26 protein-coding genes are annotated in these 23,979 nt (G+C 73.4%); 13 read left to right on the top strand and 13 right to left on the bottom strand.

Going from position 1 to position 23,979, the window contains the following annotated elements:
- Nucleotides 1–119: 119 nt before the first annotated feature.
- From selA to ABEA24_RS35360, 3 genes are all read left to right on the top strand, one after another.
- Nucleotides 120–1,424: an L-seryl-tRNA(Sec) selenium transferase gene (gene selA, locus ABEA24_RS35350; RefSeq protein WP_345436555.1), complete on the top strand. Its 1,305-nt coding sequence runs from the start codon at nucleotides 120–122 to the stop codon at nucleotides 1,422–1,424.
- Nucleotides 1,415–3,148 (top strand): selenocysteine-specific translation elongation factor, encoded by a 1,734-nt coding sequence (gene selB / locus ABEA24_RS35355; RefSeq protein WP_345436557.1) that lies wholly within the window; start codon nucleotides 1,415–1,417, stop codon nucleotides 3,146–3,148. The genes selA and selB overlap by 10 nt, the downstream gene beginning before the upstream one ends.
- A 158-nt stretch (nucleotides 3,149–3,306) precedes the next feature.
- Nucleotides 3,307–4,497 (top strand): RtcB family protein, encoded by a 1,191-nt coding sequence (locus tag ABEA24_RS35360; protein ID WP_345436560.1) that lies wholly within the window; start codon nucleotides 3,307–3,309, stop codon nucleotides 4,495–4,497.
- A gap of 175 nt (nucleotides 4,498–4,672) precedes the next feature.
- Here the strand turns inward: ABEA24_RS35360 and ABEA24_RS35365 are convergent, their stop codons facing one another.
- Nucleotides 4,673–5,203 carry a hypothetical protein gene (locus tag ABEA24_RS35365; protein WP_345436563.1) on the bottom strand — a complete coding sequence of 177 codons (531 nt, stop codon included), beginning with the start codon at nucleotides 5,201–5,203 and terminating at the stop codon, nucleotides 4,673–4,675.
- Between the two features lie 219 nt (nucleotides 5,204–5,422).
- Here ABEA24_RS35365 and moaA point away from each other — a divergent pair, with 219 nt between their 5' ends.
- The 4 genes from moaA (at nucleotide 5,423) to ABEA24_RS35385 (ending at nucleotide 7,921) form a co-directional block, all read left to right on the top strand.
- A complete protein-coding gene (moaA, locus tag ABEA24_RS35370) occupies nucleotides 5,423–6,412 on the top strand; it encodes a GTP 3',8-cyclase MoaA (RefSeq protein WP_345436565.1) in 990 nt (329 codons plus the stop codon).
- Nucleotides 6,413–6,421: 9 nt separating this feature from the next.
- Nucleotides 6,422–6,733, top strand: a complete 312-nt coding sequence (locus tag ABEA24_RS35375; RefSeq protein ID WP_345436567.1) for a DUF3467 domain-containing protein — start codon at nucleotides 6,422–6,424, stop codon at nucleotides 6,731–6,733.
- A gap of 314 nt (nucleotides 6,734–7,047) precedes the next feature.
- A complete protein-coding gene (gene mobA / locus ABEA24_RS35380) occupies nucleotides 7,048–7,698 on the top strand; it encodes a molybdenum cofactor guanylyltransferase (protein WP_345436569.1) in 651 nt (216 codons plus the stop codon).
- On the top strand, nucleotides 7,691–7,921 hold the full coding sequence (locus ABEA24_RS35385; RefSeq protein ID WP_345436571.1) for a DUF6457 domain-containing protein: 231 nt from the start codon (nucleotides 7,691–7,693) through the stop codon (nucleotides 7,919–7,921). The genes mobA and ABEA24_RS35385 overlap by 8 nt, the downstream gene beginning before the upstream one ends.
- Nucleotides 7,922–8,312: 391 nt before the next feature.
- Here the strand turns inward: ABEA24_RS35385 and ABEA24_RS35390 are convergent, their stop codons facing one another.
- Nucleotides 8,313–9,005, bottom strand: a complete 693-nt coding sequence (locus ABEA24_RS35390) for a DUF1275 family protein (protein WP_345436573.1) — start codon at nucleotides 9,003–9,005, stop codon at nucleotides 8,313–8,315.
- A gap of 382 nt (nucleotides 9,006–9,387) precedes the next feature.
- Nucleotides 9,388–9,594, bottom strand: coding sequence for a hypothetical protein (locus ABEA24_RS35395; RefSeq protein ID WP_345436575.1), 207 nt, complete (start codon nucleotides 9,592–9,594; stop codon nucleotides 9,388–9,390).
- Nucleotides 9,595–9,820: 226 nt separating this feature from the next.
- Between ABEA24_RS35395 and ABEA24_RS35400 the strand changes: the two genes are divergently transcribed.
- On the top strand, nucleotides 9,821–10,414 hold the full coding sequence (locus ABEA24_RS35400) for a hemerythrin domain-containing protein (RefSeq protein ID WP_345436577.1): 594 nt from the start codon (nucleotides 9,821–9,823) through the stop codon (nucleotides 10,412–10,414).
- Here the strand turns inward: ABEA24_RS35400 and ABEA24_RS35405 are convergent.
- Nucleotides 10,404–10,706, bottom strand: a complete 303-nt coding sequence (locus ABEA24_RS35405) for a hypothetical protein (RefSeq protein ID WP_345436578.1) — start codon at nucleotides 10,704–10,706, stop codon at nucleotides 10,404–10,406. The two genes, ABEA24_RS35400 and ABEA24_RS35405, sit on opposite strands and share 11 nt — an antisense overlap.
- A gap of 2 nt (nucleotides 10,707–10,708) precedes the next feature.
- Between ABEA24_RS35405 and ABEA24_RS35410 the strand changes: the two genes are divergently transcribed.
- On the top strand, nucleotides 10,709–10,939 hold the full coding sequence (locus tag ABEA24_RS35410; RefSeq protein ID WP_345436580.1) for a hypothetical protein: 231 nt from the start codon (nucleotides 10,709–10,711) through the stop codon (nucleotides 10,937–10,939).
- A 302-nt stretch (nucleotides 10,940–11,241) separates the two neighbouring features.
- Here the strand turns inward: ABEA24_RS35410 and ABEA24_RS35415 are convergent, their stop codons facing one another.
- The gene (locus ABEA24_RS35415) at nucleotides 11,242–11,595 is read right to left on the bottom strand and encodes a DUF3099 domain-containing protein (protein WP_345436582.1); all 354 of its coding nucleotides are present in this window, start codon (nucleotides 11,593–11,595) and stop codon (nucleotides 11,242–11,244) included.
- Complete coding sequence (locus tag ABEA24_RS35420; RefSeq protein WP_345436584.1) at nucleotides 11,592–12,647, bottom strand: alpha-hydroxy acid oxidase; 1,056 nt, start codon at nucleotides 12,645–12,647, stop codon at nucleotides 11,592–11,594. The genes ABEA24_RS35415 and ABEA24_RS35420 overlap by 4 nt, the downstream gene beginning before the upstream one ends.
- A 91-nt stretch (nucleotides 12,648–12,738) precedes the next feature.
- Here ABEA24_RS35420 and ABEA24_RS35425 point away from each other — a divergent pair, with 91 nt between their 5' ends.
- Nucleotides 12,739–12,951, top strand: a complete 213-nt coding sequence (locus tag ABEA24_RS35425; protein ID WP_345436586.1) for a dodecin — start codon at nucleotides 12,739–12,741, stop codon at nucleotides 12,949–12,951.
- A 53-nt stretch (nucleotides 12,952–13,004) separates the two neighbouring features.
- Here ABEA24_RS35425 and ABEA24_RS35430 read toward each other — a convergent pair whose 3' ends face one another.
- Entirely contained in the window at nucleotides 13,005–14,396 is a 1,392-nt protein-coding gene (locus ABEA24_RS35430) for a metallopeptidase TldD-related protein (protein ID WP_345436587.1), read from the bottom strand.
- A complete protein-coding gene (locus ABEA24_RS35435; protein WP_345436589.1) occupies nucleotides 14,393–15,892 on the bottom strand; it encodes a TldD/PmbA family protein in 1,500 nt (499 codons plus the stop codon). The genes ABEA24_RS35430 and ABEA24_RS35435 overlap by 4 nt, the downstream gene beginning before the upstream one ends.
- Before the next feature lie 116 nt (nucleotides 15,893–16,008).
- Here ABEA24_RS35435 and ABEA24_RS35440 point away from each other — a divergent pair, with 116 nt between their 5' ends.
- Both ABEA24_RS35440 and fabI read left to right on the top strand, forming a co-directional pair.
- Nucleotides 16,009–16,713: a beta-ketoacyl-ACP reductase gene (locus ABEA24_RS35440; RefSeq protein ID WP_345436591.1), complete on the top strand. Its 705-nt coding sequence runs from the start codon at nucleotides 16,009–16,011 to the stop codon at nucleotides 16,711–16,713.
- A gap of 127 nt (nucleotides 16,714–16,840) precedes the next feature.
- Complete coding sequence (gene fabI, locus ABEA24_RS35445) at nucleotides 16,841–17,608, top strand: enoyl-ACP reductase FabI (protein ID WP_345436593.1); 768 nt, start codon at nucleotides 16,841–16,843, stop codon at nucleotides 17,606–17,608.
- 139 nt (nucleotides 17,609–17,747) lie between these two features.
- Here fabI and ABEA24_RS35450 read toward each other — a convergent pair whose 3' ends face one another.
- Nucleotides 17,748–18,737, bottom strand: coding sequence for an alpha/beta hydrolase family protein (locus tag ABEA24_RS35450; RefSeq protein ID WP_486303930.1), 990 nt, complete (start codon nucleotides 18,735–18,737; stop codon nucleotides 17,748–17,750).
- Here ABEA24_RS35450 and ABEA24_RS35455 point away from each other — a divergent pair.
- Nucleotides 18,642–19,118: a TetR/AcrR family transcriptional regulator gene (locus tag ABEA24_RS35455; RefSeq protein ID WP_345436597.1), complete on the top strand. Its 477-nt coding sequence runs from the start codon at nucleotides 18,642–18,644 to the stop codon at nucleotides 19,116–19,118. The genes ABEA24_RS35450 and ABEA24_RS35455 overlap by 96 nt on opposite strands.
- Nucleotides 19,119–19,160: 42 nt before the next feature.
- Here the strand turns inward: ABEA24_RS35455 and ABEA24_RS35460 are convergent, their stop codons facing one another.
- The 4 genes from ABEA24_RS35460 to ABEA24_RS35475 form a co-directional block, all read right to left on the bottom strand.
- Nucleotides 19,161–20,252 (bottom strand): serine hydrolase domain-containing protein, encoded by a 1,092-nt coding sequence (locus tag ABEA24_RS35460; RefSeq protein WP_345436599.1) that lies wholly within the window; start codon nucleotides 20,250–20,252, stop codon nucleotides 19,161–19,163.
- A gap of 222 nt (nucleotides 20,253–20,474) precedes the next feature.
- Nucleotides 20,475–21,191, bottom strand: coding sequence for a hypothetical protein (locus ABEA24_RS35465; RefSeq protein ID WP_345436602.1), 717 nt, complete (start codon nucleotides 21,189–21,191; stop codon nucleotides 20,475–20,477).
- Nucleotides 21,192–21,276: 85 nt separating this feature from the next.
- Nucleotides 21,277–22,881, bottom strand: coding sequence for a helix-hairpin-helix domain-containing protein (locus ABEA24_RS35470; RefSeq protein WP_345436604.1), 1,605 nt, complete (start codon nucleotides 22,879–22,881; stop codon nucleotides 21,277–21,279).
- A 115-nt stretch (nucleotides 22,882–22,996) separates the two neighbouring features.
- Entirely contained in the window at nucleotides 22,997–23,935 is a 939-nt protein-coding gene (locus ABEA24_RS35475) for an aldo/keto reductase (protein WP_345436606.1), read from the bottom strand.
- Nucleotides 23,936–23,979 lie beyond the last annotated feature (44 nt).

The following is a 23,979-nucleotide window of genomic DNA, read 5'->3' on the forward strand; positions in this document are numbered from 1 at the left end:
CACTTCCTTCGCGGCGCCGCGAAGGAAGTGGACTCTCCTGACGCTTGGCGCGGTGGGGGAGCCGCCGGACGCCGGGCGGGCCCGTGGCGTCCGGGATGCCACGGTCGTAGGTTTCTGACATGGACTCTCGACGCCGGGTTCCGCGTACGGACGCCGTGCTCGCCGACCCGCGGCTCACGGAGGCGACCCTCAGGCTCGGACGCGGCACCGTGAAGTCGGCGGTCGCGGCGGCGCAGGAGCGTGCGCGGCGCGGGGAGATCACCGCCGAGTGCGTGGCCGACGCCGCCGTCGCCGCTCTGCCGCCGCACGCGACGACCCTGCGCCCCGTGATCAACGCCACGGGCGTGCTCCTCCACACCAACCTGGGCCGTGCCCCGCTGTCCGCGGCCGCCCGGGATGCGGTGCTCGCCGCCGCCGGCTGCACCGACGTCGAGTACGACCTGGCCACCGGCCGCCGCGACCGGCGCGGCCGCGGCACCCTCGAGGCCCTGGCCGAGGCCTGCCCGGCGGCGGAGGCGGTGCACGTCGTGAACAACAACGCGGCCGCCCTCGTGCTGGCCGCCACGGCCCTCGCGCAGGGCCGGGAGATCGTGATCAGCCGCGGCGAGATGGTGGAGATCGGGGACGGTTTCCGCCTCCCCGACCTGCTCGTCTCCACCGGCGCCCGGCTGCGCGAGGTCGGCACCACGAACCGCACGACCGCCGCCGACTACGCGGCCGCGCTCGGCCCCGACACCGGCTTCCTCCTGAAGGTCCATCCCTCCAACTTCCGGATCGAGGGTTTCACGGCGCAGGCGTCGGTGCGCGAACTGGCCGGGCTGGGCGTTCCGGTCGTCGTCGACATCGGCTCCGGCCTGCTCGCCGCCGAACCGTCCCTGCCCGAGGAACCCGACGCCGCCACGGTGCTGCGGGACGGCGCCGCCCTCGTCACGGCCAGCGGCGACAAACTGCTGGGCGGCCCGCAGGCCGGCCTGCTGCTCGGCCGGGCCGACTTGATCGAACGCCTGCGGCGGCACCCGCTGGCCCGCGCCCTGCGCGTCGACAAGCTCACGCTCGCCGCGCTGGAGGCGACCGTGCGCGGACCACGGACGCCCACCGCACACGCCCTGCACGCCGACGTCCGCCTCCTGCGGCAGCGGGCCGAGCGCCTCGCCAAGGAGCTCACCGAACACGACGCCCTCGCCGTCGAGTCGGCCGCCCGGGTCGGCGGAGGCGGAGCGCCCGGCGTCGAACTGCCCAGCGCGGCCGTCAGCCTCCCCGCCTCGTACACCGAGCCGCTGCGCCGCGCCGGGATCATCGGCCGGATCGAGTCGGGCCGGCTGCTCCTCGACCTGCGGACCGTCCCCGCCGACCTCGCCGACGCCGAGCTGGCCCGGCGGATCGAGCGGGCGGTCGCGGCGGGGGAGGAGCGCCCGTGCATGTGATCGCCACCGCCGGGCACGTCGATCACGGCAAGTCCACGCTGGTCCGGGCGCTGACCGGGATGGAGCCGGACCGCTGGGCCGAGGAGCGCCGCCGGGGCATGACCATCGGCCTCGGGTACGCCTGGACGACGTTGCCGTCGGGAGAGCGCATCGCGTTCGTGGACGTCCCCGGCCACGAACGCTTCGTCACCACCATGCTCGCCGGCGTCGGGCCCGTGCCCGCGGTGATGATCGTGGTCGCCGCCGACGAGGGCTGGATGCCGCAGTCCGCCGAGCATCTGGCGGCGATCGACGCCCTCGGGGTCCGCCACGGCCTCCTCGTGGTCACCCGCGCGGACCTCGCCGAGGCCGGCGCCGCCCGCGACCAGGCGGCCGCGGAGATCGCCCGCACCGGCCTGGGCCGGGTCGAGGCGGTGACCGTGAGCGGCGCCACCGGCACGGGCCTGCCCGCCCTGCGCGACGCCCTCGACCGGCTGGTCGCCGGGCTTCCCCCGCCCGATGTCACAGCGCCCGTCCGGGTCTGGGTCGACCGCGCGTTCACGATCAAGGGCAGCGGCACGGTGGTCACCGGCACCCTCCCCGCCGGCACGATCCAGGTCGGCGCCGAGCTCCGTCTCGACGGCCGTCCGGTACGGGTCCGGGCCCTGCAGACGCTCAAGGAGACCGCCCAGACCGTCTCCGCCGTCGCCCGTGTGGCGATCAACCTGCGCGGCGTCGACCGCGACAAGGTGGCCCGCGGCATGGCGCTGACGAGCGACGAGTGGACGGTCACCGACCTCGTCGACGTGCGCCTCCACGGCGCGGCGGCCCGGACGCTGCCCCGCGAGCCGGTCCTGCACATCGGCTCCGCCGCCGTCGCCGTACGCCTGCGGCCCCTGGGCGACGACACCGCACGGCTCACCCTGACCCGGCCGCTGCCCCTGCACATCGGCGACCGGGCGTTGCTGCGCGACCCGGGCGCCCGCCGCGTCGCCGGGGTCACCGTGCTGGACGTACGGCCGCCGGCGCTGCGGCGGCGCGGGGCGGCCGCGGCGCGCGCCCAGGAGCTCGCGTCCGGCACCCCGGACGCCGCGGCCCTCCTCCGCCGGTACGGGCTGATCCGCGAACACGACCTCCGGGCGATGGGCGTCTCGCCGGGCGCGGATCCCGTCGCCGCCGACTGGCTCGCCGACCCTGGGCACTGGGCCGCGCTCCGGCACCGCCTGGCGGAGGAGGTGCGCACGCACGCGGCGGCCGACCCGCTCAACCCCGGCCTGCCGGTCGAGGCGGCCCGTTCCGCGCTCGGGCTGCCCGACCGCCGCCTGGTGGACGCGCTGGTGGAACCCCCGCTGCGTCTCGGCTCCGGCCGGATCCACGGGCCGGGCGGCACCGCACTCCCGCCGCCGGTCGCCGACGCCGTACGGCGGCTGCGTGACGATCTGGAGAAAGAGCCGTTCTGCGCTCCGGAGGCCGGCCGGCTGGCCGAGCTCGGGCTCACGGAGCGGGCGCTCGGCGCGGCCGTGCGGTCCGGAGCCCTGCTGAAGATCGCCGATGGGATCGTCCTGTTGCCGGGCGCGGACGCCGACGCGGCACGCGTCCTGGCCGGACTGCCCCAGCCGTTCACGGTCAGCGAGGCGCGCCGCGCCCTCGGCACGAGCCGCCGGGTGGCGGTGCCCCTCCTGGAGTACCTCGATCGGCGTCGCATCACCGTACGGGCGGAGGACGGCCGCCGCACCCTCGCCTGAGGCCTGCGGGACCCCCCTGCCTTCGGCGGCCTTGGTGGCCGGGACCGCGTCCGCCAGGCGCCGCGCATCCGTCACCGGGTATTAATTCGGTTGAACCGGGCAGGGCATGTCTGGCGTCATAGACCCCGGCTCACCGACGATCTGGAGAGGAGATGGTGATGCCGTACACGATGAAGGGCGGCCACGTTCCGATCCGGATGTGGACCGACCCGGCCGACGTCGAGCAGGTCGCGCTCGACCAGCTGCGCAACGTCTCGAGCCTGCCGTGGGTGCACGGCGTCGCGGTCATGCCCGACGTGCACTACGGGAAGGGCGCGACGGTCGGCTCGGTGATCGCGATGCGGGACGCCGTGGCGCCGGCCGCGGTCGGCGTGGACATCGGCTGCGGGATGACCGCGGTCAAGTCCAGCCTCACCGTGGCGGACCTGCCGGACGACCTGAGCCGCCTGCGGGCGAAGATCGAGAAGGCGGTGCCGGTGGGGCGCGGGGCGCACAAGGAGCCCATCGACCCCTCGGCCGTACCCGGGCTGAAGGAACGCGGCTGGTACGAGTTCTGGAAGCGGTACGACGAGCTGGCGCCGGTCGCGCGGTCCCGCCGGGGCAAGGCGACGTCGCAGCTCGGCACGCTCGGCTCGGGCAACCACTTCCTGGAGGTCTGCGCCGATGACGAGGGCTCGGTGTGGATCGTGCTGCACTCCGGGTCGCGCAACATCGGCAAGGAGCTGGCCGAGCACCACATCGAGGCCGCGATGCGGCTGCCGCACAACCAGGACCTGCCCGACCGCGACCTCGCCGTCTTCATCAACGGCACCCGGAAGATGGAGGAGTACCGCCGGGACCTGTTCTGGGCGCAGGACTACGCGCGGCGCAACCGCGCCGTGATGATGGCCCTCACCCAGAACGTCGTCACGCGGTTCTTCGCCGGCAAGCGGGTCCGCTGGGACGACGTCATCTCCTGCCACCACAACTACGTGGCGGAGGAGGTGTACGACGGCGTGGAGCTGCTCGTCACCCGCAAGGGCGCGATCCGCGCGGGCGACGGGGACCTGGGCATCATCCCGGGCTCGATGGCGACCGGCACGTACATCGTGCGCGGGCTGGGCAACGAGAAGGCCTTCAACTCCGCGTCGCACGGCGCGGGCCGGAGGATGAGCCGCAACCAGGCGAAGCGGTCGTTCACCGTCGACGACCTGATCGAGCAGACCAAGGGCGTCGAATGCCGGAAGGACTCCGGGGTGATCGACGAGATCCCCGGAGCGTACAAGGACATCGAGTCGGTGATCGAGGCGCAGTCCGACCTCGTGGAGGTGGTCGCCCACCTGCGCCAGTTGATCTGCGTGAAGGGCTGACGGGAACGCCCGCCGGGCCGCGGCCCGGCGGGCGTCCTCATGCCATCCCGGAGCCGTTGAGCCGTCCCCACCGGAAAGGTGGGGACGGCTCCGGCGTGCCCGCGGGTTGCCTGCTTACCAGGGGACCGCTCCGGCTGCTCACCGGAGGACGGCTCCGGCGTGCTCACCTACCGGGTCAGTCCAGGTACGGCTTGATTCCGTCGACCTTGATGATCTTCGAGGTGGGGACGGGGGCCTTGCCCCAGCTCACCGTGTAGGTGCCGGCGCCCTTCGGCAGCGTCACCCGGATCTTGGCCGGGCGCACGTGAGGCGTCTTCGACGTGCCGAAGAACAGATGGAACACCGCCTCGTGTCCCGCCCCGACCTGTGCGGCGCGGCCACGGGCGCCGGTGATGTACCCGTAGCGGATGACGTGGCCCCTCTTGTCGAGCAGCTTCACCTTCGCCCGGCCGGTCAGAAGACAGATCTTCCCCTTGGCCGTGGCCTTCGAGCCGATCACGACCGCTTGGTCGACGCGGGTGTTGCCGGCCGGCCAGGACTTGCCGAGGCTGACGGCGAGATGGTCCCTCTTGGCCAGGCAGTCATGCGGCTTGGCGGGCTTGGACGCGGTGGCCTGCGCGGGCGACGCGAGACCGGCCGCGGCGATGGCGCCTGCGATTCCGGCTACCGCCAGGGTGGTGTTGAGCTTCACCTGGGTGACTCTCACTCTCCGTAGGAGGCGGCTCCCGCTCGGCGCGGGAGGGACGGGGCACCCCGTCCGACCACCATGATCATCTAACTTCGCGGGGCCGTTCCCTGCTTTCTGGAGAAATCCTGAAAGATCGTTGAATTCGACTCGGCAGGTGCGGCGAGGGTCGTCGGTAGCGCGGATTGTCGGCCCGACGACATAGGCTGAAGTGTCCGAATCGATAGAGGGGGTTCGTCCTTGCTGGTGGACGGCTTCGGCCGGGTGGCGACCGATCTTCGCGTGTCCCTCACCGACCGCTGCAACCTGCGTTGCACGTACTGCATGCCCCCGGAAGGCCTCGAATGGCTGCCCAAACCGGAGCTCCTCACCGACGACGAGGTGATCCGCCTGGTCGCTGTCGGTGTCGAGCGCCTCGGGATCACCGAGGTCCGCTACACCGGAGGCGAGCCGCTGCTCCGCAGGGGGCTGGTGGACATCGTGGCGCGCACCACCGCGCTGCGTCCGCGCCCGCACGTGTCGCTGACCACCAACGGCATCGGCCTGGCCCGGCTCGCCGAGCCCCTGCACGACGCGGGCCTCGACCGGGTGAACGTCTCCCTCGACACCCTCGACGGTGACACGTTCGTCCGGCTCGCGCACCGGGACCGGCTGCCGGACGTGCTCGCCGGGCTCGACGCCGCCGAGCGCGCCGGGCTGCGACCGGTGAAGGTCAACACGGTGCTCATGCGAGGCGTCAACGACCACGAGGCGGTGCCGTTGCTGCGCTTCTGCCTCGATCGAGGCTATGAGCTGAGGTTCATCGAGCAGATGCCTCTCGACCCCCAGCACGGCTGGCGGCGGGAGAACATGGTCACCGCCGACGAGATCCTTGACCGGTTGTCGGCCGAGTTCACGCTGGTTCCGGAGGACGCCGCCGCCCGCGGCAGCGCTCCTGCCGAGATCTTCCTCATCGACGGCGGGCCGGCCAGAGTCGGCGTCATCGGGTCGGTCACCCGGCCGTTCTGCGGGGCGTGCGACCGTGTCCGGCTCACCGCGGACGGCCAGATCCGCAACTGCCTGTTCGCCCGCGAGGAGTCGGACCTGCGAGGCGCCCTGCGCTCCGGCGCGTCCGACACCGAACTCGCCGAGCGCTGGACGGCCGCCGTCGCGGCCAAGCGCGCGGGCCATGGCATCGACGACATCGGTTTCCTCCAGCCCGCACGTCCGATGTCCGCGATCGGAGGGTAAAAAGACGACGTGACGGAGCAGCCGCGCGAACACCGGGTCGAGATCACCGTGCCACCAGACCACGAGGTCGGCGTCTACGCCGGATTCGCTTCTGTGTGGCGTACCCAGGACTCCTTCGTGATTGACTTCTCCACCGCGGTACGCCCGCCCGAAGTGGTGGAGGACACCGAGAGCGACACCTCCTACGTCCACGTTCCGGCCCAGGTGGTGTCCCGCGTACGGATCCCGCCGAGCCAGGTCTGGGAGCTCATGAAGGCCCTCGAGCAGAACCTCAGCGCCTACGAGCGGGAGAGCGGCAAGAGCGCGCATGACGGCGACTGATCCGGCGGCGAGCGCGCGGGTCGCGGCCGGCGACCTCGCGGCGGGGGTGCGGGGGCGGCGGTTGGCCCGGCGGCGAGTGCGGCCATGACGGCGGTCGATCCGGCGGCGAGTGTGCGGGTGGCAGCCGGTGGCCTTACGGCGGGGGTGCGGGTCGCGGTGGTCGATCCGAGGGCGAGTGCGCGCATGACGGCGTTTGATCCGGCGGCGAGTGTGCCGGTGGCGGCCGGCGGTCTCACGGCGGGCGTGCGGGTGGCGGTGGATGATCCGGGGGCGAGTGCGCGGGTGGCGGCAGGAGATCCGGCTGCGAGGCGCACATGACGGCGGGCGATGCGGTGGCCAGAGCGCGCACGACGGCGGGCGATGCGGTGGCAGCAGCGGCCACGGCGGCGGGCGATCCATACGATGCCGTCATCCTCGCCGGCGGGGCCGCGTCGCGACTCGGGGGTGCCGACAAGCCTGGAATGCTCGTCGGCGGCCGGTCGCTGGTGTCCCGCGTCGGCGCGGCGGTGGCCGACGCCGAGCGGATCGTGCTCGTCGGGCCGGACCGCCCGGAGCTGCCCGGTGCGATCACCGTCCGCGAGGATCCGCCGGGATCCGGACCGGTTCCCGCCCTGCGCGCCGGGCTGGCGCAGGTCCGGGCGCCATCGGTGGCCGTCCTCGCCGCCGATCTGCCGTTCCTCACCACGAACGACGTCGATGCGCTGCGCCGCCGGGCGCATGGCCGGTCCGGGGCCGTCTTCGTCGATGACGGGGACCGGCCGCAGTGGCTCGCCGGCGTGTGGCGGACCGCCACATTGCGCGCCGCCCTCGCCGGGTACCCCGGCGCTTCGCTGCGGGGGCTGATGGCACCGCTCGAGCCCGCTCGCCTGCTGGCGGCCGGACACCGCCGGCCCGCGTGGTACGACTGTGACACGGAGGACGACGTCGCCGAGGCGGCCCGGCTGATCGAGGAGAACGGTGCTTGACGAGTGGCTCGACACGGCATGCGCGGAGTTGGGCATCGACCCCGCCGAGGTGGACCGTGACCTGATCCTCGACCTCGCGCGCGACGTGGCGCACGGAGTGGCGCGACCCGCTGCTCCACTCACGGCCTACCTGCTCGGGTTGGCCGTGGGCCGAGGCGAGCCCGCGCGAGACGCGGCCGCCCGCGTCACCGCACTCGCCGCCGGCTGGTCCGCAAGCCGCTGACGCCGCGAGGTGCTGATCACGCGACTCGCCGGTTGGGGAGTCTGCGGGTCGCTGCGCGGCGATACGGGCGCTGCGGGGCGCTGATCCCGCGAGGCATCGGCGCGGAACGCGCTGACGCTGCGATGCGCCGCCCCTGCGTACCGCCGCCCGCGCGAGCCGGTGAAGCCGCGAGGTGCTGATCACGCGACCCGCCGGTTGGGGAGTCTGCGGGTCGCTGCGCGGCGATACGGCCGCTGCGGGGCGCTGATCCCGCGAGGCGTCGACGCGGAAGCCGCTGGCGCTGCGTTGTACCGAGCTCGCGATGCGCCACACCCGCGTACCGCCGCCCCCGAGGGGCGCTGACTCCGGCGTGACGTGCCCGTCGTGCTGCCCGGCGGCCGCTGGTCAGAGGTCACGATCGCCGGTGAGAGCGTGTGGTCGGGCGGAGGACACCGGTCGTCACGACGATGAGGGCGGCGACCAGCGGAAGCGCCGGTGCCGCGGGGCGAGCCCAGGTCAGGAGGACCGCCTCGAGCGAGGCGCCGACGAGGGCGGCGGCCAGAACGGCCAGCCGCCGTCGCATGGTGTGCGGGGAGCCGGTCGTGGCCAGCTCGGTCATGAGCGCGGTCAGCGTTCCGGTGAGATAGGTGGTGGCGCCCCCGCTCACCGCGACCGTATTGACCGCCGTGCCCTGCACGCCCATCGCCGCTGCGGACACCGCGATCAGCGTGACCTGCAGGGCAGTGGCGGGGCGGGCGGACGCGGCAAGCCATGCGGCGAGCACGGCGGCCTGTGCCGCCGGCACGACGGTCAGCGCGCCGACGACGCGTCCGGGCCACGGGCCGGAGCCGGCGGGCCCGGTGTCTCTGAGCCATGAGGCCGCGCCGAGCACACCGGCGGCGTACGCCGCGATCGCCACGGCGGCGCGCACGGCGGCGCCGGGGTCTGCGTGGACGACGGCGACGCCGAGCAGCACGAGGTTGCCGGTCATCACGCTGGTGAAGACGGCACCGAGCGCCGCGAAGCTGAACGCGTCGGCCGCTCCGGAACCCAGGGCGAGCAGCACGATCGCCGCCGTGACGACTCCCGGCCGGGGCGTGCCCACCGGCCGCGCGAACCATCGCGGCCGGGGCGGCCGACGAGGCGACCGGGCCTGGGAGGACCACGCGTCCCACCGGTCCCGCGCCGATCGCGCGAAGCGTTTCCCCGGTCTCACATGGATCGTGTTCCCGCCCTGCGTACCTTCCAGGCCGTTCCGTGCACCTTCCAGGCCGCCGTGCGGACGTTCCGGTCCGCTCCGCGCTACCTTCCAGCCCGCCGTGCCGATGTTCCAGCCCGCCCGGCGTGGTTTCAGGTCGCCGGGCGCATGTTCCAGTCTGCCCCGCGTGCATTCCAGTCCGCGGCGTGCGCGTTCCGGGCGCCACACGCATTGCAGGCCGCCATGCGCGGCGTTCCAGGGCTTCGCACCTGCGGACTCGGTGAGGTGCTCAGTGCACCTCGTCGACCGGGACGGTGTCCCGCAGGAAGCCCCGGCGGGAAAGGAACGCGCTCAGGTGCTCCTTGTGCTCGTCGCAGGCGAGCCAGATCTTCCGCCGGTCGGGATCATGGATCTTCGGGTTGTTCCAGCGCAGGGCCCATCGGGCGTCGGCCCGGCAGCCTTTGGCGGAGCACTGGAGAGGTTCGGAGGCGGTCACCTTCCCAGTCTGGCCGATCTCCGGTTCTGCCTGGACCGTCGCGCGGCCCCACCGAGCCGTTGCCTGCCACGCGGGTCATCCTCGTCCAACCCTGATTGCCGGTATTCAGGGGCATTCGTTTGCGTCGTGGGTCGCGGGGTACGCGGGGCGCAACGGTTGAGCAGACAGCCGACTCCGCGTGGGCGGGGCTGTCGCTCGCCCGGGGTCGGCGGACAAGGAGGACATCGTGCCGACCCACCGTGGGTCCCGGGACGTCATCGACGTGCTCACGCGGGATCACCGTCGAGTCGAGGACATGTTCGTTCGCGTCATCACGCTCTCTCGTGACGACAGACGACGCCGCTACGTCGTGGCAAAAGTGATCACTGAGCTCATGCGTCACGCCGCCGCCGAGGAGGAGTACCTCTACCCGGCGGTTCGCGCGCACGTACCGGACGGGGAGCGGCTCGCCGCGGAGAGGATCGCGGCCCATGCCCGGACCCGTCAGACGATCAAAGAGCTGGACGGCCTCGACCCGTCCGAAGCGCGGTTCGACGAGGTCTTCCGCCGCCTGGCCGGGACGACCCATGAGCACCTCGAGGACGAGGAGGCGAACATCTTCCCCCGGCTGGCCGGCGCCTGCGATCCTGACGCGCTTCGCGAGCTCGGCAGGAAGGTCGAACGCGCCGAGCGGGCGACGCCCGCCTGGCCGTCCGCCGGCACGGCGGCCGTTCCGCCGATCGAGGGCTGGGACGGATGGTTCCAGCACGGGCCCGCACGCGGGCTCAACGGACATTCGGCACGTGGGCTGAACGGGCGGCCCGCCCGCCTCACACGGTGAACAGGAGCAGGCCGAAGGACGCCACCCCGGCCGTGGGCCAGGCGGCGTAGTCACCGACATGGCCCGAATGCGCCGCACGGAGCCGGGACGTCACCGGGCGCAGGACCCGTGGTGCCCGATGGCGCAGGCGGACGGCGACCAATGCCGCCAGCACGACGCCGGCCGCTCCACCGAGGACGCCCGCCGCCGTCCAGGGCTCGAGCGGCGCTGACGCGGCACGCCACGGCCCGCCGTCCAGGGCCGCCGACGCGTACCCGCGGTGGTCGACGAAGAGCGCCGCCGTGTGCGACACGCGTGCGGCGACCCGGTCACGAGTCCGAGCACGGCGGCGCCGAGGACGAGAAGCAGGCCTGGGGCGAGCATGGTCCAGGGCAGGCGGGACAGCCGCCGCTCCGTCTCGGCGTCCTCATGCTCGGCCGTACCGCCCTCCGCCATCCCGACCCCCCGGATCAACCCCGCGGTCAGCTTCGTCGCGGCGACGACGAGGTTGGCGGCCCCGGCGACGAGGACCGTGCGGCGCGTTGACCGATTCATGGGGGTCTCTCGATACCCGTGAGGGGCGTCCATGCGCCCACGGGCGGCTCTCCTGCAGCGTGAGGATGGGGCCGCGTCGGGCGATCAGGTGTCCTGACTAGACGTCGACAGATTGTCAGGACGGGCGGCCGGAGAAATGGCGACGCCGGGAGGATACGGGGGCAATCCTCCCGGCGTCGCGATCATCGGTGTTCCGACGGGGGCCCGGAACACCGGCACGGGCGCTCCGACGGGGGACCAGAGCGCCGGTACAAATCGTACACCGAACCCCCCCTGAGTTAGTCAAGACATTGTCACGAGCCGATTTCGTCACGAGGGCCGGAAATCTGTTTTCGGTCAACATCCTTTGCCTCATATGGGGCGAATCGGGCACCAGACTCAGGTTCGCGTCCGCCATTGGCAAAGATCACGGCAACGTACGGCAGCACGACCGATCCGATCAGCGCGACGACCGCCAGCCACCGCCAGCCGCCGGGCAGCGCGAAGGCGAAGAGGATGCTCAGCAGGAAGCAGAGCGCCCGGATGCCCATCATGATCAGATACCGGCGCTCGCGGTACATGATGTCCTCGGACAGCGGCTTGCGCGCGTCCGTCACGGTGTAGACCACCGGCTGCTCGTGCCGTCGGCCCAGCGGTTTGACCCTCACTCCTCCACGGTAGTCCCCGGGTGGGCGCGGGCAAGCCCCCGGGTGATCTCCGCCGTCGTGGCCGTCCCCGCCAGCCCCATCGCCCGCGTCAGCGCGTCGGCCAGCTCCGTCAGCCCGGCGGTCACCGCGTCCGCGCCGCCCACGGCCAGGCACCACAGCGCCGGCCGTCCCACGAACACCATGCGCGCCCCCAGCGCCAGCGCCCGGAGCACGTCCACGCCCGTACGGACGCCGCCGTCGGCGTACACCTCGGCGGCGTCGCCCACCGCGTCCGCGACCTCCGGCAGAGCCTCCGCCGTCGCGACCGCGCCGTCGAGCTGCCGCCCGCCGTGGTTGGACACCCACACGCCCGCCGCGCCCGCCGCGACGCACTCCAGCGCGTCGTCACCGCGCAGCACCCCCTTGACCACGACCGGCAGGCCGGAGACGTCCCGCAGCGCCACGACGTCGGCGTAGGTCACGTCCGGCGCCTGCTCCGCCAGCGCACGGTCGAACCCCGGCCCGAGGTTCACGCCGAACATCTCGTCCGGGATCAGCCCGGCATCCCGGTCGCGGCGGCGCCGCCCGAGGTACGGCGTGTCGCCCGTCAGTACGATCGCCGTCGCCCCGGCCGCGGCGGCACGCCGTACGAGCTCCCGCGTCAGGCCGCGGTCGCGCAGGACGTACGCCTGGAACCACCACGGGTCCGCCTCGGCGGCGATCTCCTCGATCCGCCGGGAACTGCGGGACGAGACCGTCAGCAGCGCGCCCGCCCGCCGTGCGCCGAGCGCCATCGCCACCTCGCCCTCCGGATGGGCGAGCGTCTGATAGCCGACCGGGGCCACGCCGACCGGTGCGGGCAGCTCCCGGCCGAGGACGCGGACCCGCGAGTCGATCCTCGAGACGTCGCGCAGGACCCGCGGCCGCAGCCGTACGCCGCGCCAGGCCGTCTCATTGGCGGCGAGGGTCGTCTCGTCACCGGCGCCGCCGGCGTAGAAGTCGAAGACGTCGGGCGCCAGGGCCTGCCGCGCCCGCTCGACGAGCCGCCGGTGGTCCGCTTCGTTGGAGAACACAGCGGCCAGCCTGCCCCACATCACCGCATGGGGCGCACCGTCGGCGGGAAGAAGTGATCAAAGCCGTCCATCGTCCCGCGGGAGGAACGCCATGACGGATCGGACGTACCGGGTAACGGAGATCGTGGGCACCTCGCCGGAGAGCGTGGACGCCGCGATCCGCAACGGCCTCAGGAGGGCCGGGCAGACGCTGCGCCACCTGGACTGGTTCGAGGTGATCGAGGTGCGCGGCCAGATCGTCGACGGTGAGGTGGCGCACTACCAGGTCGGCCTGAAGGTGGGCTTCCGCCTCGAGGACTCCTGAGCGCGAGTGCGGTGTCCCGGCCACCCCCGGGCGGAGGCGGCCGGGACGGCCGGTCAGCTGGCCTTGCTGACCGTCGACATGTTGAAGTCCTGGATCCGCAGCGGCGGCATGGCCGTCCGGGTGAAGTAGTCCGACCACTCGCGCGCGAGCGTCCGCCCCGTCGCGCCGGCCTCCGCGACGCGCTGCAGCATCCCGACCGGGCTCTCGTTGAACCGGAAGTTGTTGACCTCGCCGACGACCTCGCCGTCCTCGACGAGGTACACCCCGTCGCGGGTCAGCCCGGTGAGCAGGAGCGACTGCGGGTCGACCTCGCGGATGTACCACAGGCAGGTCAGGAGCAGCCCGCGCCGGGTGCCGGCGATCATCTCGTCCAGCGTGGCCGTGCTGCCCGGCACCTCCATCAGCAGGTTGTCGACCGCGGGCGTGAAGGGCAGGCCGGTCAGCCGCGCCGAGTGGCGGGACTGCAGCAGCGCGGAGAGCCGGCCATCGGAGATCCAGTCGACGGGCCGAAGCACGACGCCGTTGTCGAACGCCGACGAGTCGCGGCTGGACGCGTGCGCGACGACGAACGGCGTGCACTCGAGGCCGGGCGCTGCCGGGTCGCTGTACAGCCGGATGGGCGTCTCGGACAGGCTCTCGCCGACCCGCGTGCCCCCGCCGGGCTTGCTGAACACCGTACGGCCGTCGTGGGCGTCGCGGGCCCCAGCCGACCAGTACAGGTAGACCATCAGGTCGGCGACCGCGCTCGGCGGCAGCAGCGTCTCGTAGCGGCCGGCGGGCAGGTCGATCCGCCGCTTGCCCCACTCGAGCCGCCGGGCGAGCTCGTCGGCCATCCCGGCGACGTCGACGTCGCGGAAGTCACGCGTGCCCACGCCGTTCCACGCGGACCGGGACAGGTCGGCGGACTTGGCGTTCAGCTCGACCTTCCCGGTCGGCTCGTCGGACCGGAGCCGCAGCCCGGACGACGTGCCGAGGAAGGTGCTGTTCATCGTGTGCTCGGCGAAGCCGTAGAGCCGGCGCGCGTTCGCGTCGGCGGCGGCGAACGCCTCGCCGAGCGCCGGCGCGAAGCCCTCGAAGACGCCGATGGACGTCTCGGCGGGCGGCTCCTCCCAGCGGCCGGACGGGCCGGCCTCGGACGCGTCGACCAGCGACGTGGCGTCCTCGGCCGGGGCGTTGTCGGCCGCCGCGCGCTCGGCCGCGCGGACGAGGTCCTCGATCTGGTCCTCGGTCACGCCCGTACGGGACATGACCCCGGTCGAGACGCCGTCGGCCTTGTTCTTGATCGCGATGACGGTGAGCCGCCGGGACCGGGCGACGCCGTTGGTCGTCAGCGTGTTGCCCGCCCAGCGCAGGTTGGTGCCGCTGGACTCCTCGGCGATGACGACGCAGTCGTCCGCGCGGGACAGCGCCAGCGCCCGCTCGACCGTCTCCTGCGGGGTGGTCACTTGCCCGCCTCCTTCACCGCGTTGAGGATGTTGACGCCGCGGAACAGCGCCGAGGGCGCGCCGTGGCTGACCGGCGCGACCTGGCCGGGCTGGCCCTTGCCGCAGTTGAACGCGCCGCCGAGGACGTAGGTCTGCGGCCCGCCGACGGCCTCCATCGAGTTCCAGAAGTCGGTGGTCGTCGCCTGGTAGGCGGCGTCCCGCAGCTGGCCCGCGAGCCGGCCGTTCTCGATCTTGTAGAACCGCTGGCCGGTGAACTGGAAGTTGTAGCGCTGCATGTCGATCGACCAGCTCTTGTCGCCGACGACGTAGATGCCGCGGTCGACCCCGGCGATGAGCTCCTCGGTGGAGGGGCCGTCCGGCGCCGGCTGCAGGGAGACGTTCGCCATCCGCTGCAGCGGCATGCTCGACGGCGAGTCGGCGAACGCGCAGCCGTTGGAGCGCTCCGCCCCGGTCAGGTGTGCGATCCGCCGGTCCAGCTGGTAGCCCACGAACAGGCCGTCGCGGACGATGTCCCACCGCTGGGTCTCGACGCCCTCGTCGTCGTAGCCGATGGTGGCCAGGCCGTGCTCGGCGGTGCGGTCACCGGTGATGTTCATGACCTTCGAGCCGTACTGCAGGCTGCCGAGCTTGTCGGGCGTCGCGAAGGAGGTGCCGGCGTACGCGGCCTCGTACCCGAGCGCGCGGTCGAGCTCGGTCGCGTGACCGATCGACTCGTGGATGGTCAGCCAGAGGTTCGACGGGTCGATGACGAGGTCGTACGTCCCGGCCTCGACCGAGGGCGCCGCGAGCTTCTCGGCGAGCAGCTCCGGGATGCGGGCCAGCTCGTCGTCCCAGTCCCACGTGCTGCCGGTGAGGAACTCATAGCCCTGGCCCACCGGCGGGGCGAGCGTGCGCATCGTGTCGAACGCCCCGTCGCGGATGCCCACGGCGTTCAGCGCCGGGTGCAGCCGCACCCGCTGCTGGGTGGTCACGGTGCCCGCCGTGTCGGCGTAGAACTTGTTCTCCTTGACCTGCAGGAGCGACGCGTCGGCGTGCGCGACCCGGTCGTCGCGCAGCAGCCGGGCGCTCCAGTCGGCCAGCAGAGCGATCTTGTCCCGCACCGCCACGTCGAAGGGGTCGACCTCGTAGGAGGAGATCCACACCCGCTCGCCGTGGGCCGGCTCGGTGGCCAGCTCGATGCGCTCGCGGTTGATGGCCTTGGCCACCTTGGCCACCTCGACCGCCTGCTCGGCCACCCGGGCGGCGGCGTCGGTGGTCAGGTCGATGCCCGCGGCGAACCCCCACGTGCCGTCCAGGATCACGCGGACGGCGAAGCCGACGTCGTCGGCGTCGAGGGCCGTCTCGAGGTTGCCGTCGGACAGCCGCAGCGTCTGATGGCGGATGCGTTCGAGGCGGAAGTCGACGTGCTCGGCGCCGAGGTCGCGCGCTCTGGACAGTGCCGCGTCGGCCAGGGCGCGCGACGGTAGGGCGGTGAACTCTGGATCGATCTCTCGCACGCATGCAACCTATCGCGTCCTACAAAGACCGGCCGGTTCTCCTTGGCGGTGCCGTCCTCGTGTTACCTATCGGTAGCGCAATAGGCTCGCCACGGACCGAACTGGAGGTTTGTCGAATGAGTCGCTCCGTCCTCGTGACCGGAGGCAATCGCGGAATCGGGCTGGCCATCGCCCACGAGCTGAAGAACGCCGGGGACGCCGTCGCCGTGACCTACCGCTCCGGAGAGCCCCCCGAGGGCTTGTTCGGCGTGCGCTGTGACATCACGAGCGCCGAGGACGTCGACGCGGCGTTCGGCAAGGTCGAGGCCGAGCAGGGCCCGGTCGAGGTGCTGGTGGCCAATGCCGGCATCACCAAGGACAACCTGCTCGCGCTGATGAGCGAAGAGGAGTTCACCTCCGTCCTCGACACCAACCTCACCGGCGCCTACCGGGTCGCCAAGCGCGCGGTGCGCGGCATGATGCGCAAGCGGAACGGCCGGATCATCCTCGTCTCCTCCGTCGTCGGGCTGCTCGGCTCCGGTGGCCAGGCCAACTACGCCGCCTCGAAGGCCGGGCTGGTCGGCTTCGCCCGGTCGCTCGCCCGCGAGCTCGGCTCCCGCAACATCACGGTCAACGTCGTCGCGCCCGGATTCGTGGACACCGACATGACGGCGGCGCTGGGGGAGGACCGCCAGGCCGAGATCAAGAAGCAGATCCCGCTGGGCCGCGTCGCCCGGCCCGCCGAGATCGCCAAGGCCGTCCGCTTCCTGTCCGGCGAGGACGCCGCCTACATCACCGGCGCGGTCATCCCCGTCGACGGCGGTCTCGGCATGGGCCACTGACCTTCGGCGCGCCGCGGGGCACCCGCGGTCGGCCGACCGGCTCCCCGGGGAGCGGCGGCCGGCGCATTCCGACAGCGAGCACCGGGCCGCAGCGCACGGCGGCCGATATCTGGAAATGGGACACTGAATGGGCATTCTCGACGGCAAGCGGATTCTCGTCACCGGCGTCCTCACCGACGCCTCCATCGGCTTCCACGTGGCACGACTGGCCCAGCAGGAGGGCGCGAGCGTCGTCGTGACCGGATTCGGCCGCATGTCGCTCGTCGAGCGCATCGCCAAGCGGCTCCCGGAGACCCCGCCGGTGCTCGAGCTGGACGTCACCAGCACCGAGCACCTCGACGGCCTCGCCGGGAAGGTCGCCGAGCACGTCGACGGGCTCGACGGGGTCGTGCACTCCATCGGGTTCGCGCCGCAGAGCGCGATGGGCGGCAACTTCATGAACACGCCGTGGGACGACGTCGCCACCGCGGTGCAGATCTCGACCTACTCGCTGAAGTCCCTCACGGCCGCCTGCCTGCCCCTGATGAAGAACGGCGGCTCGGTCGTGGGCCTGGACTTCGACAACGCCACGCAGGCCTGGCCGGTCTACGACTGGATGGGCGTGGCCAAGGCCGGCCTGGAGTCCACCGCCCGCTACCTCGCCAAGTACCTCGGCCCCGACGGCGTGCGCGTCAACCTCGTGGCCGCCGGTCCGCTCAAGACGATGGCGGCCAAGAGCATCCCGGGCTTCGAGGAGTTCACGAACGTCTGGCCGGAGAAGGCCCCGCTGGGCTGGGACGTCGCCGACCCGGAGCCGACCGCCAAGGCCTGCGTGGCGCTGCTGTCCGACTGGTTCCCCGCGACGACGGGCGAGATCGTCCACGTCGACGGCGGCGTCCACGCCGTCGGCGGCTGACCCGGCCTCGATCGTACGGACCGCCGCGAGGGGCCGTCCACGCCCCGCGCGGACGGCCCTCGGCGGCGGACCATCTGTCAGCGTCGTCCCCGGGCGGCGGACCGTCTGTCAGCGCCGCTTCTGGTCGGCGGACCGTCCGTCAGCGGTCGTCCGCCAGACCGTGTCCGCCGGCGGTGTTCTCGTCGAGCCAGTCGAACATGTACCGGTGCATCGTGGCGCGCCCGCCGTAGCTGCAGTGCTCGCCGAGCCCCTCGGACTCGGCGAGAGGGACGATGGTGCTCGGGCCGGTGAGGGCCTGGTGCAGCCGCAGAGGCTCGCCCTTGAAGGCGAAGTCGTTGTCCGGGTCGAAGATCAGCGCCGGAGTGGTGATCTGGTGGGCGATCCCCTCCAGCGTGTACGCGCGGGACCGGCGCACGTAGTCGGGGAACGAGTCGGCGCCGAAGGTCCACTTTCCGTTGCGCAGGGCCCAGCGCAGCGCGGTGTTGTGGGGCATCGCCGCCGAGAGCGCCTGCTCCACCTGCTCGTCCCGGCCCTCCAGCACCCACTGGAGCAGCGACGGCGGGACCATCCGGGTGGAGGAGTCGAAGTAGCTGTACAGGCCGTCGTCCAGGACCAGCGCGGCGGCCCGGTGCTCGTAGGCGGCCGCGCGGGCGACCAGGAAGCCGCCGAGGCTGTAGCCGTGCAGAGCGATGCGGCCCGGGTCGATCTCCGGACGGGTCAGGGCGTAGTCGATGACCGGGGTGAGCACGGCCTCCCAGCCGGGGCGGAAGAACAGGCGCTGGTCGCGTAGCGCGGCGCCCTGCCCGGGGCCGTCGTAGGCCAGGCAGTTGTAGCCGCGGCGCAGCGCCGCGGCGGCGACGGCGAAGTACGCCTCCTCCAGGATGGAGTCGAAGCCGCTGGTGAACACCACGGTGGGACGCGGCGTCCCTGAGTCGTCGACCAGGAACAGGTAGCCGGGCAGCGTCGTGTCCTCGTACGGGATCGTGACGGCCTCGACCGGGGTGTCCAGCAACGCGGCGGCGGTCGCGAACGTGTGGAGGCCGTCGCCCGGCGCGCCGGCTCGGGCAAGGCCGCCATCTACCGGCGCTGGCCGTCCAAGGAGGCGATGACCATCGACCTGATCGTCCAGGTCTCGGTCACGGCCGCCGACACCCCCGACACCGGGACGCTGCGCGGCGACGTCCGCGCCTACCTGACCGCCACCGACGAGATGCTGCGCCACCCCCTGGTCTCACGGATCCTGCCCGACCTGCTGGCCGCCGGCGCGTACCACCCGAACATCGCCGCCACGCTGCGCGACGAGATCAGCGAGGGCCGCCGCCGGAAGGTCGGCGACATCCTGCGCCGGGCGGTCGAGCGCGGGGAACTGCCCGCGGACGCCGACCTCGAACTCGGCCTCGACTTCATCGCGGGCCCCCTTTACTGGGGCACCGCCATCCGCCAGGCGCCCGCCGACCCGGACCGCCTCGAACGCCTCACCGACAAGATCATTGCCGCCCTGGCCGCCTGACCGCGGAGATCGAGCACGGGCGACACGGGGCTTGTACGGCGGTCAGCCGCAGCCCGCCAGGACGGCGTCGGCGACCTCGCTCACGTGGCGGGCGCCGTGCGGGCCGGACGGCAGCAGGTCGGTCAGGTAGGCGAAGACCAGGCGCCGCGACGGGTCGGCCCAGGCGATGCAGCAGTTGCTGCCGTTGTGGCCGAACGCCCGGGGGCTGCTGAGCCGGCCCATCGGCCGGCTCAGGTCGCTTCCCGGGACCGGGCCGCCCAACTGGAAACCGTGTGACCACCGGATCGGCACGCCGAGGAAGCGGTCGACCTCGCCGTCGCTGGAGGGCCGGGTCGCCTCCTCGACCGTCGCGGGCTGGAGGATCCGTGCGCCGTCCAGCGAGCCGCCGTCCAGGAGCGCCTGGTAGAAGCGCGCCAGATCGCGCGCGGTCGCGGACACCGCTGCGGAGGGGATGACCGCCTCGCGCGTCGAACGCCGGTTGAACAGCATCGCCGTCGTCCACCCGGCCACTCCGGCGGAGCGGACCGGAACGTGCCGGGACCACAGCCGGCGGGGGAGTCCCAGGTGGATGTCGGTCAGGCCGAGCGGATCCAGGAACGCCTCCTGGAGCAGGGCGCGCACCGGCGTACCGGTGACCCGCTGGACCAGCTCGCCGAGGATCACGCCGTACGTGAGGATGTGGTACGCGGGGACCTGACCGGGCGGCCATCGCGGACGGGCCCGCTCGACCTCGCCCACGGCCCGCTCCCAGTGCCGCATGGCCAGCGCGTCGCCGGCCACTCCGCGGGCCACCGGAACGCCGGACCGGTGCTGGAGGACCTGCCGCACCGTGACGCCCCCCTTGCCGCGCCGGCCGAACTCCGGCCAGTACGCCGCGACCCGCTCGTCGAGCGCCAGGGCGCCCCGCTGGGCCAGCAGGTGGACCAGCAGCGCCGTGACCGGCTTCCCGGCCGAGAACAGGCAGAACAGCGCGTCCGGGCGGCAGCCGATCGCGCGGTCGAGGAGCACCCGCCCCTCACGTAGCACGCACAGCTGCGCGGCGCCGCCGCGCGCGCCGACGAGTTCAAGGGCCCGGGACAGCCCCGCCGGGTCGACGCCGAGTTCCTCAGGCGCGTGTTCCGCCCAGTCGGTCAACGGCCCTCACCGTGGGCGTGAGCCGGGCGGGGCGAGGCCGGGCTCGGGGGTGTCCGGTGTCTTGTTCGTAGTGAGCGGCGTCGAGGCGCGCTCTGGACGCCGCGCAGCCGGGCTGAGATCCACCGGACACTCCCTGAGATGGCGATGCGGAGTCGACGGGCGCGGGCGACCACCTGGGCGGGGACGACGGTGGGGCTCTCCGGCCACGGCCGAGCGCACGCGTCAGCGGGAGCGCGGCCGGCGCAGGCGGCGGTTCAGCACGCTGAGGTTCAGCGCCGTGACCGCGCCGATCAGCCCGGAGGCGGTCGCCACGAGCAGCGGCGGAACGGACTCGCCCTCGGGGGCGCTGGCGGCCACCAGACGCGCCGGCTGCTCCTGCCGGACCGGCGAGTCCTGCGGGTACACGAGCGGGTTCTGGGAGGTGATGTCGGGCAGCGCGGGGCCCTGCTGCTGCGGCGCGGCCACCTGTGGCGCGGACCCGGTCGTGCCCGCCGCCGGGGGAGCGACCGGCTGATCCACCGAGCCGGATCCCGACCCGCCGCCCGATCCCGAGTGCGACCCGCCACCCGAACCGGACCCGGAGTGACCGGAGGACGGCCTGGTCTTCGGCGTGGACCTCGGCTTCGGCTTCGGCTTCGGCTTGGTGGATCCGCCTCCGCCCGACTTCGGCGGCGACGCCGGCGTACCCGTGCCGCCGCCCAGGACGCTGCAGAGGAGGGGACCGAGCTTGCACTCGCCCGCAGTACGGACCGTGGTGCGCGAGTCGCTTCGCTCCCGACCGACCTGCCCCGACCAACCGACCCCGACCGACCTCCCGGCCTGCCCCGACCGACCTCCCGCCGACGCCGGGCCGGCGCCGGCCGTGAAGAACACCACCGCGCCGGCGGACACCGTCGCCGACGCGGCGCCGACGCGCCGCCAGTCTCGCCTTGAGGCCATGTCGCTCCCTGAATCGTCTCCCGTTGTTACTGACAACCGGTCTAACGAGACGAGCGTTACACGGAAACGCGGGAAACGACAGGGGTCAAAGGTCGGCCATGTTCTCCCGCAGCAGCGCTGCGAGGCGGGTGCGGCGGGGCGGTTCGGCGCGATCGCGCACCGCGCGGGCCAGCTCCGGGCCGGCGGCGTGCACCACCGACAGATGCCGCCGCGCCCGGCTGAACGCGCCCACCGTCAGCGGCCGGGACAGCGCGCCGCCCGCCTCCCCGGGCAGCACGGCCACGACGGCCGGCCAGCGTGTGCCCTGGGCACGGAGGACGGTCACCGCCCAGCCGTGCCGCACCGCCGACGCGGGGACCGTCGCCTTGCCGGACGGGAACGCGACCTCCAGCATGCCCCGGCCAGGGTCCGTGCCGATCACCGAGCCGAACTCGCCCGCCGCGGCGCCCGGCAGGTCCGTGACGGCGACGACCCGGTCACCGGCGTCGTACGGGCCCGGCCCGGGGTTGAGCCGGTCCTTCAGCGCCCGGTTGAGCGCGTCGGCGCCCGCCTCCCCGCGGCGCACGGGCGTCACCGCGAGGATCTCCTCGGCCGGGATGCCCAGCGCGCGGGGGATCGAGTCCGTGACGAGCTGGACCGCGCGGTGCGCCGCCTCACGGGCCTCGGCCGCCGGGACGATGACGACCTCACGGTCCGGGGACTCCACCGGGGCGAGGGTCCCCTCCCGGGTCGCCGCCGTGAGCCGGCCGATCACGTCCTGCGGCGCGGCGGGCAGCTCCGTCACCGGCACCGTGCCGGAGGCGATGACGTCGGCGAGGACGCGGCCCGCGCCGGACGGCGACGGCGCCGCCGGGTCGCCGGCGAGCACCAGATGCGTGCCGTCCATGCACGCCTCGACGAGCGCGGCCGCGCGCTCGACGCCGAGGGTGTCGGCCTCGGCCACGACCACGAGGTCGGCCTCGAGCGGACGGTCCTCCCCGCGGGAGTATCCGCCCGGCCCCGGCTCGAGCAGCAGGTGCAGGGACCGGGCTCCGCCGAGCGCCTGCGCGGCCCGGTCCGTCGAGGCGGTGACGATCACGCCGGGAACGTCGCGCAGCCGCCGCAGGACCTCCTCCACGGCCTCCGGCGCTCCCGCGAGCACGCTGACGCCGCTCTCGCAGACCGCCGCCGGAACGCCGTCGGCGGCGGGCAGCGGGTCGGCCGTGGCGGTGAGCCGCGCCAGGCCCTCGGCGACCGTCTCCTCCGCGGTGGTGAGGCGGGCCAGGCCGAGCAGCTCGTTCTCGGACGCCTCGTCCATCACCGCCGCGATCTCCCCGGCGGCGATGGACGCGCGCAGCGCCTCAACGGCGTCGCCCGGGTCGAACGCCTCCAGGGCCGACAGGACCGCCTTCGCGGCGGTGACCGTGTGGCCGTCGCCCGCGGCCCGCAGCAGCAGGTGCGCGGCGAGCGCCGCCGCGCGGCGCGGATCGTGCGGCCCGGCCTCCGAGCCGAGGAGCCGGCGGGCGAAGAAGTCAGCCTGCTCGGGCCGGACGCCGGGGATCTCCAGCAGTCGCCACGGGTCGTCGCGCAGGGTCTGGGCGGCGGCTTCGCCGAGGCGGGCCAGCGCCTCGGGCGCGAGCCGGGCAGGGACGTCGTTCGCCGCGAAGAGCTCGGTCACCTCGGAGAGAGGGCCGGAGAAGGTCTCAGTCATCGCTCGCCCACTTTAGTGCCGTCGCCCGCCACGATGGGTCCGGACGATCCACATGGGGAGGAGGGGAGGGGACCTGGTGGACGACCGGACGCCGGCGTACCTGCCGGGCAGGGCGTCACTCGGATGAGACGTCGTCGAGTGCGTCGCGGATCTCGGCCGGCAGGGTGACCTCCTCGGCCTTGAGGATCGCGGCCAGCTGGGTCGCCGTGCGCGCCCCGACGATCGGGGCGGCCACGCCGGGCCGGTCGCGCACCCAGCTCAGCGCGACGGCCAGCGGCGACACGCCCAGCCCCTCGGCGGCCGTGGACACCGACTCGACGATCTGCGCGCCCCGCTCGCTGAGGTAAGGCTGCACGAACTCGGCGTAGTGCGGGGTCGCCGCCCGGGAATCGGCCGGGATGCCGGTGCGGTACTTGCCGGTGAGCACTCCGCGGCCGAGCGGCGAGCAGGGCAGCACGCCGACGCCGAGCTCGGCCGCCGCGGGCAGCACGTCGTCCTCGATGTCGCGCCGCAGCAGGGAGTACTCCACCTGCGTGGAGACGATGGGCGTACGGCCCGGCCAGGCCTTCTGCCAGGTCGCGGCGCGGGCGAGCTCCCACGCGGCGAAGTGCGACACGCCGGTGTAGCGCGCGCGGCCGGAGGCGACGGCGTCGTCGAGGGCGGACAGCGTCTCCTCGAGCGGGGTACGCGCGTCGTACGCGTGCAGCTGCCAGAGGTCCACATGGTCGACGCCCAGCCGCTCCAGGGAGGCGTCCAGAGCGCGCAGCAGGTGACGCCGGGAGGCGTCGCGCGTGCCGTCCTCGGTGAGCACGGCCTTCGTGGCGATCACCAGGTCGTCACGGGCGACGACCTGGCCGATGAGCGCGCCGAGCACGAGCTCGCTCTCGCCGCCGCAGTAGACGTCCGCGGTGTCGACCAGGGTGCCGCCCGCCTCGACGAAGGCGGCGAGCTGGGCGGCGGCGTCCTCGACCTCGGTGTCTCCGCCCCACGTCATCGTTCCGAGGCCGAAGCGGGAAACGGCCAGGCCGCTCCGGCCGAGGTGACGCTGTTCCATGCCTGCGGAGCGTATCGGCAGTCAGGAGCTTCGTCCGCACTCGG

It is taken from the genome of Actinoallomurus vinaceus (genome assembly GCF_039542055.1).
In the GTDB taxonomy this organism is placed as follows: domain Bacteria; phylum Actinomycetota; class Actinomycetes; order Streptosporangiales; family Streptosporangiaceae; genus Actinoallomurus; species Actinoallomurus vinaceus.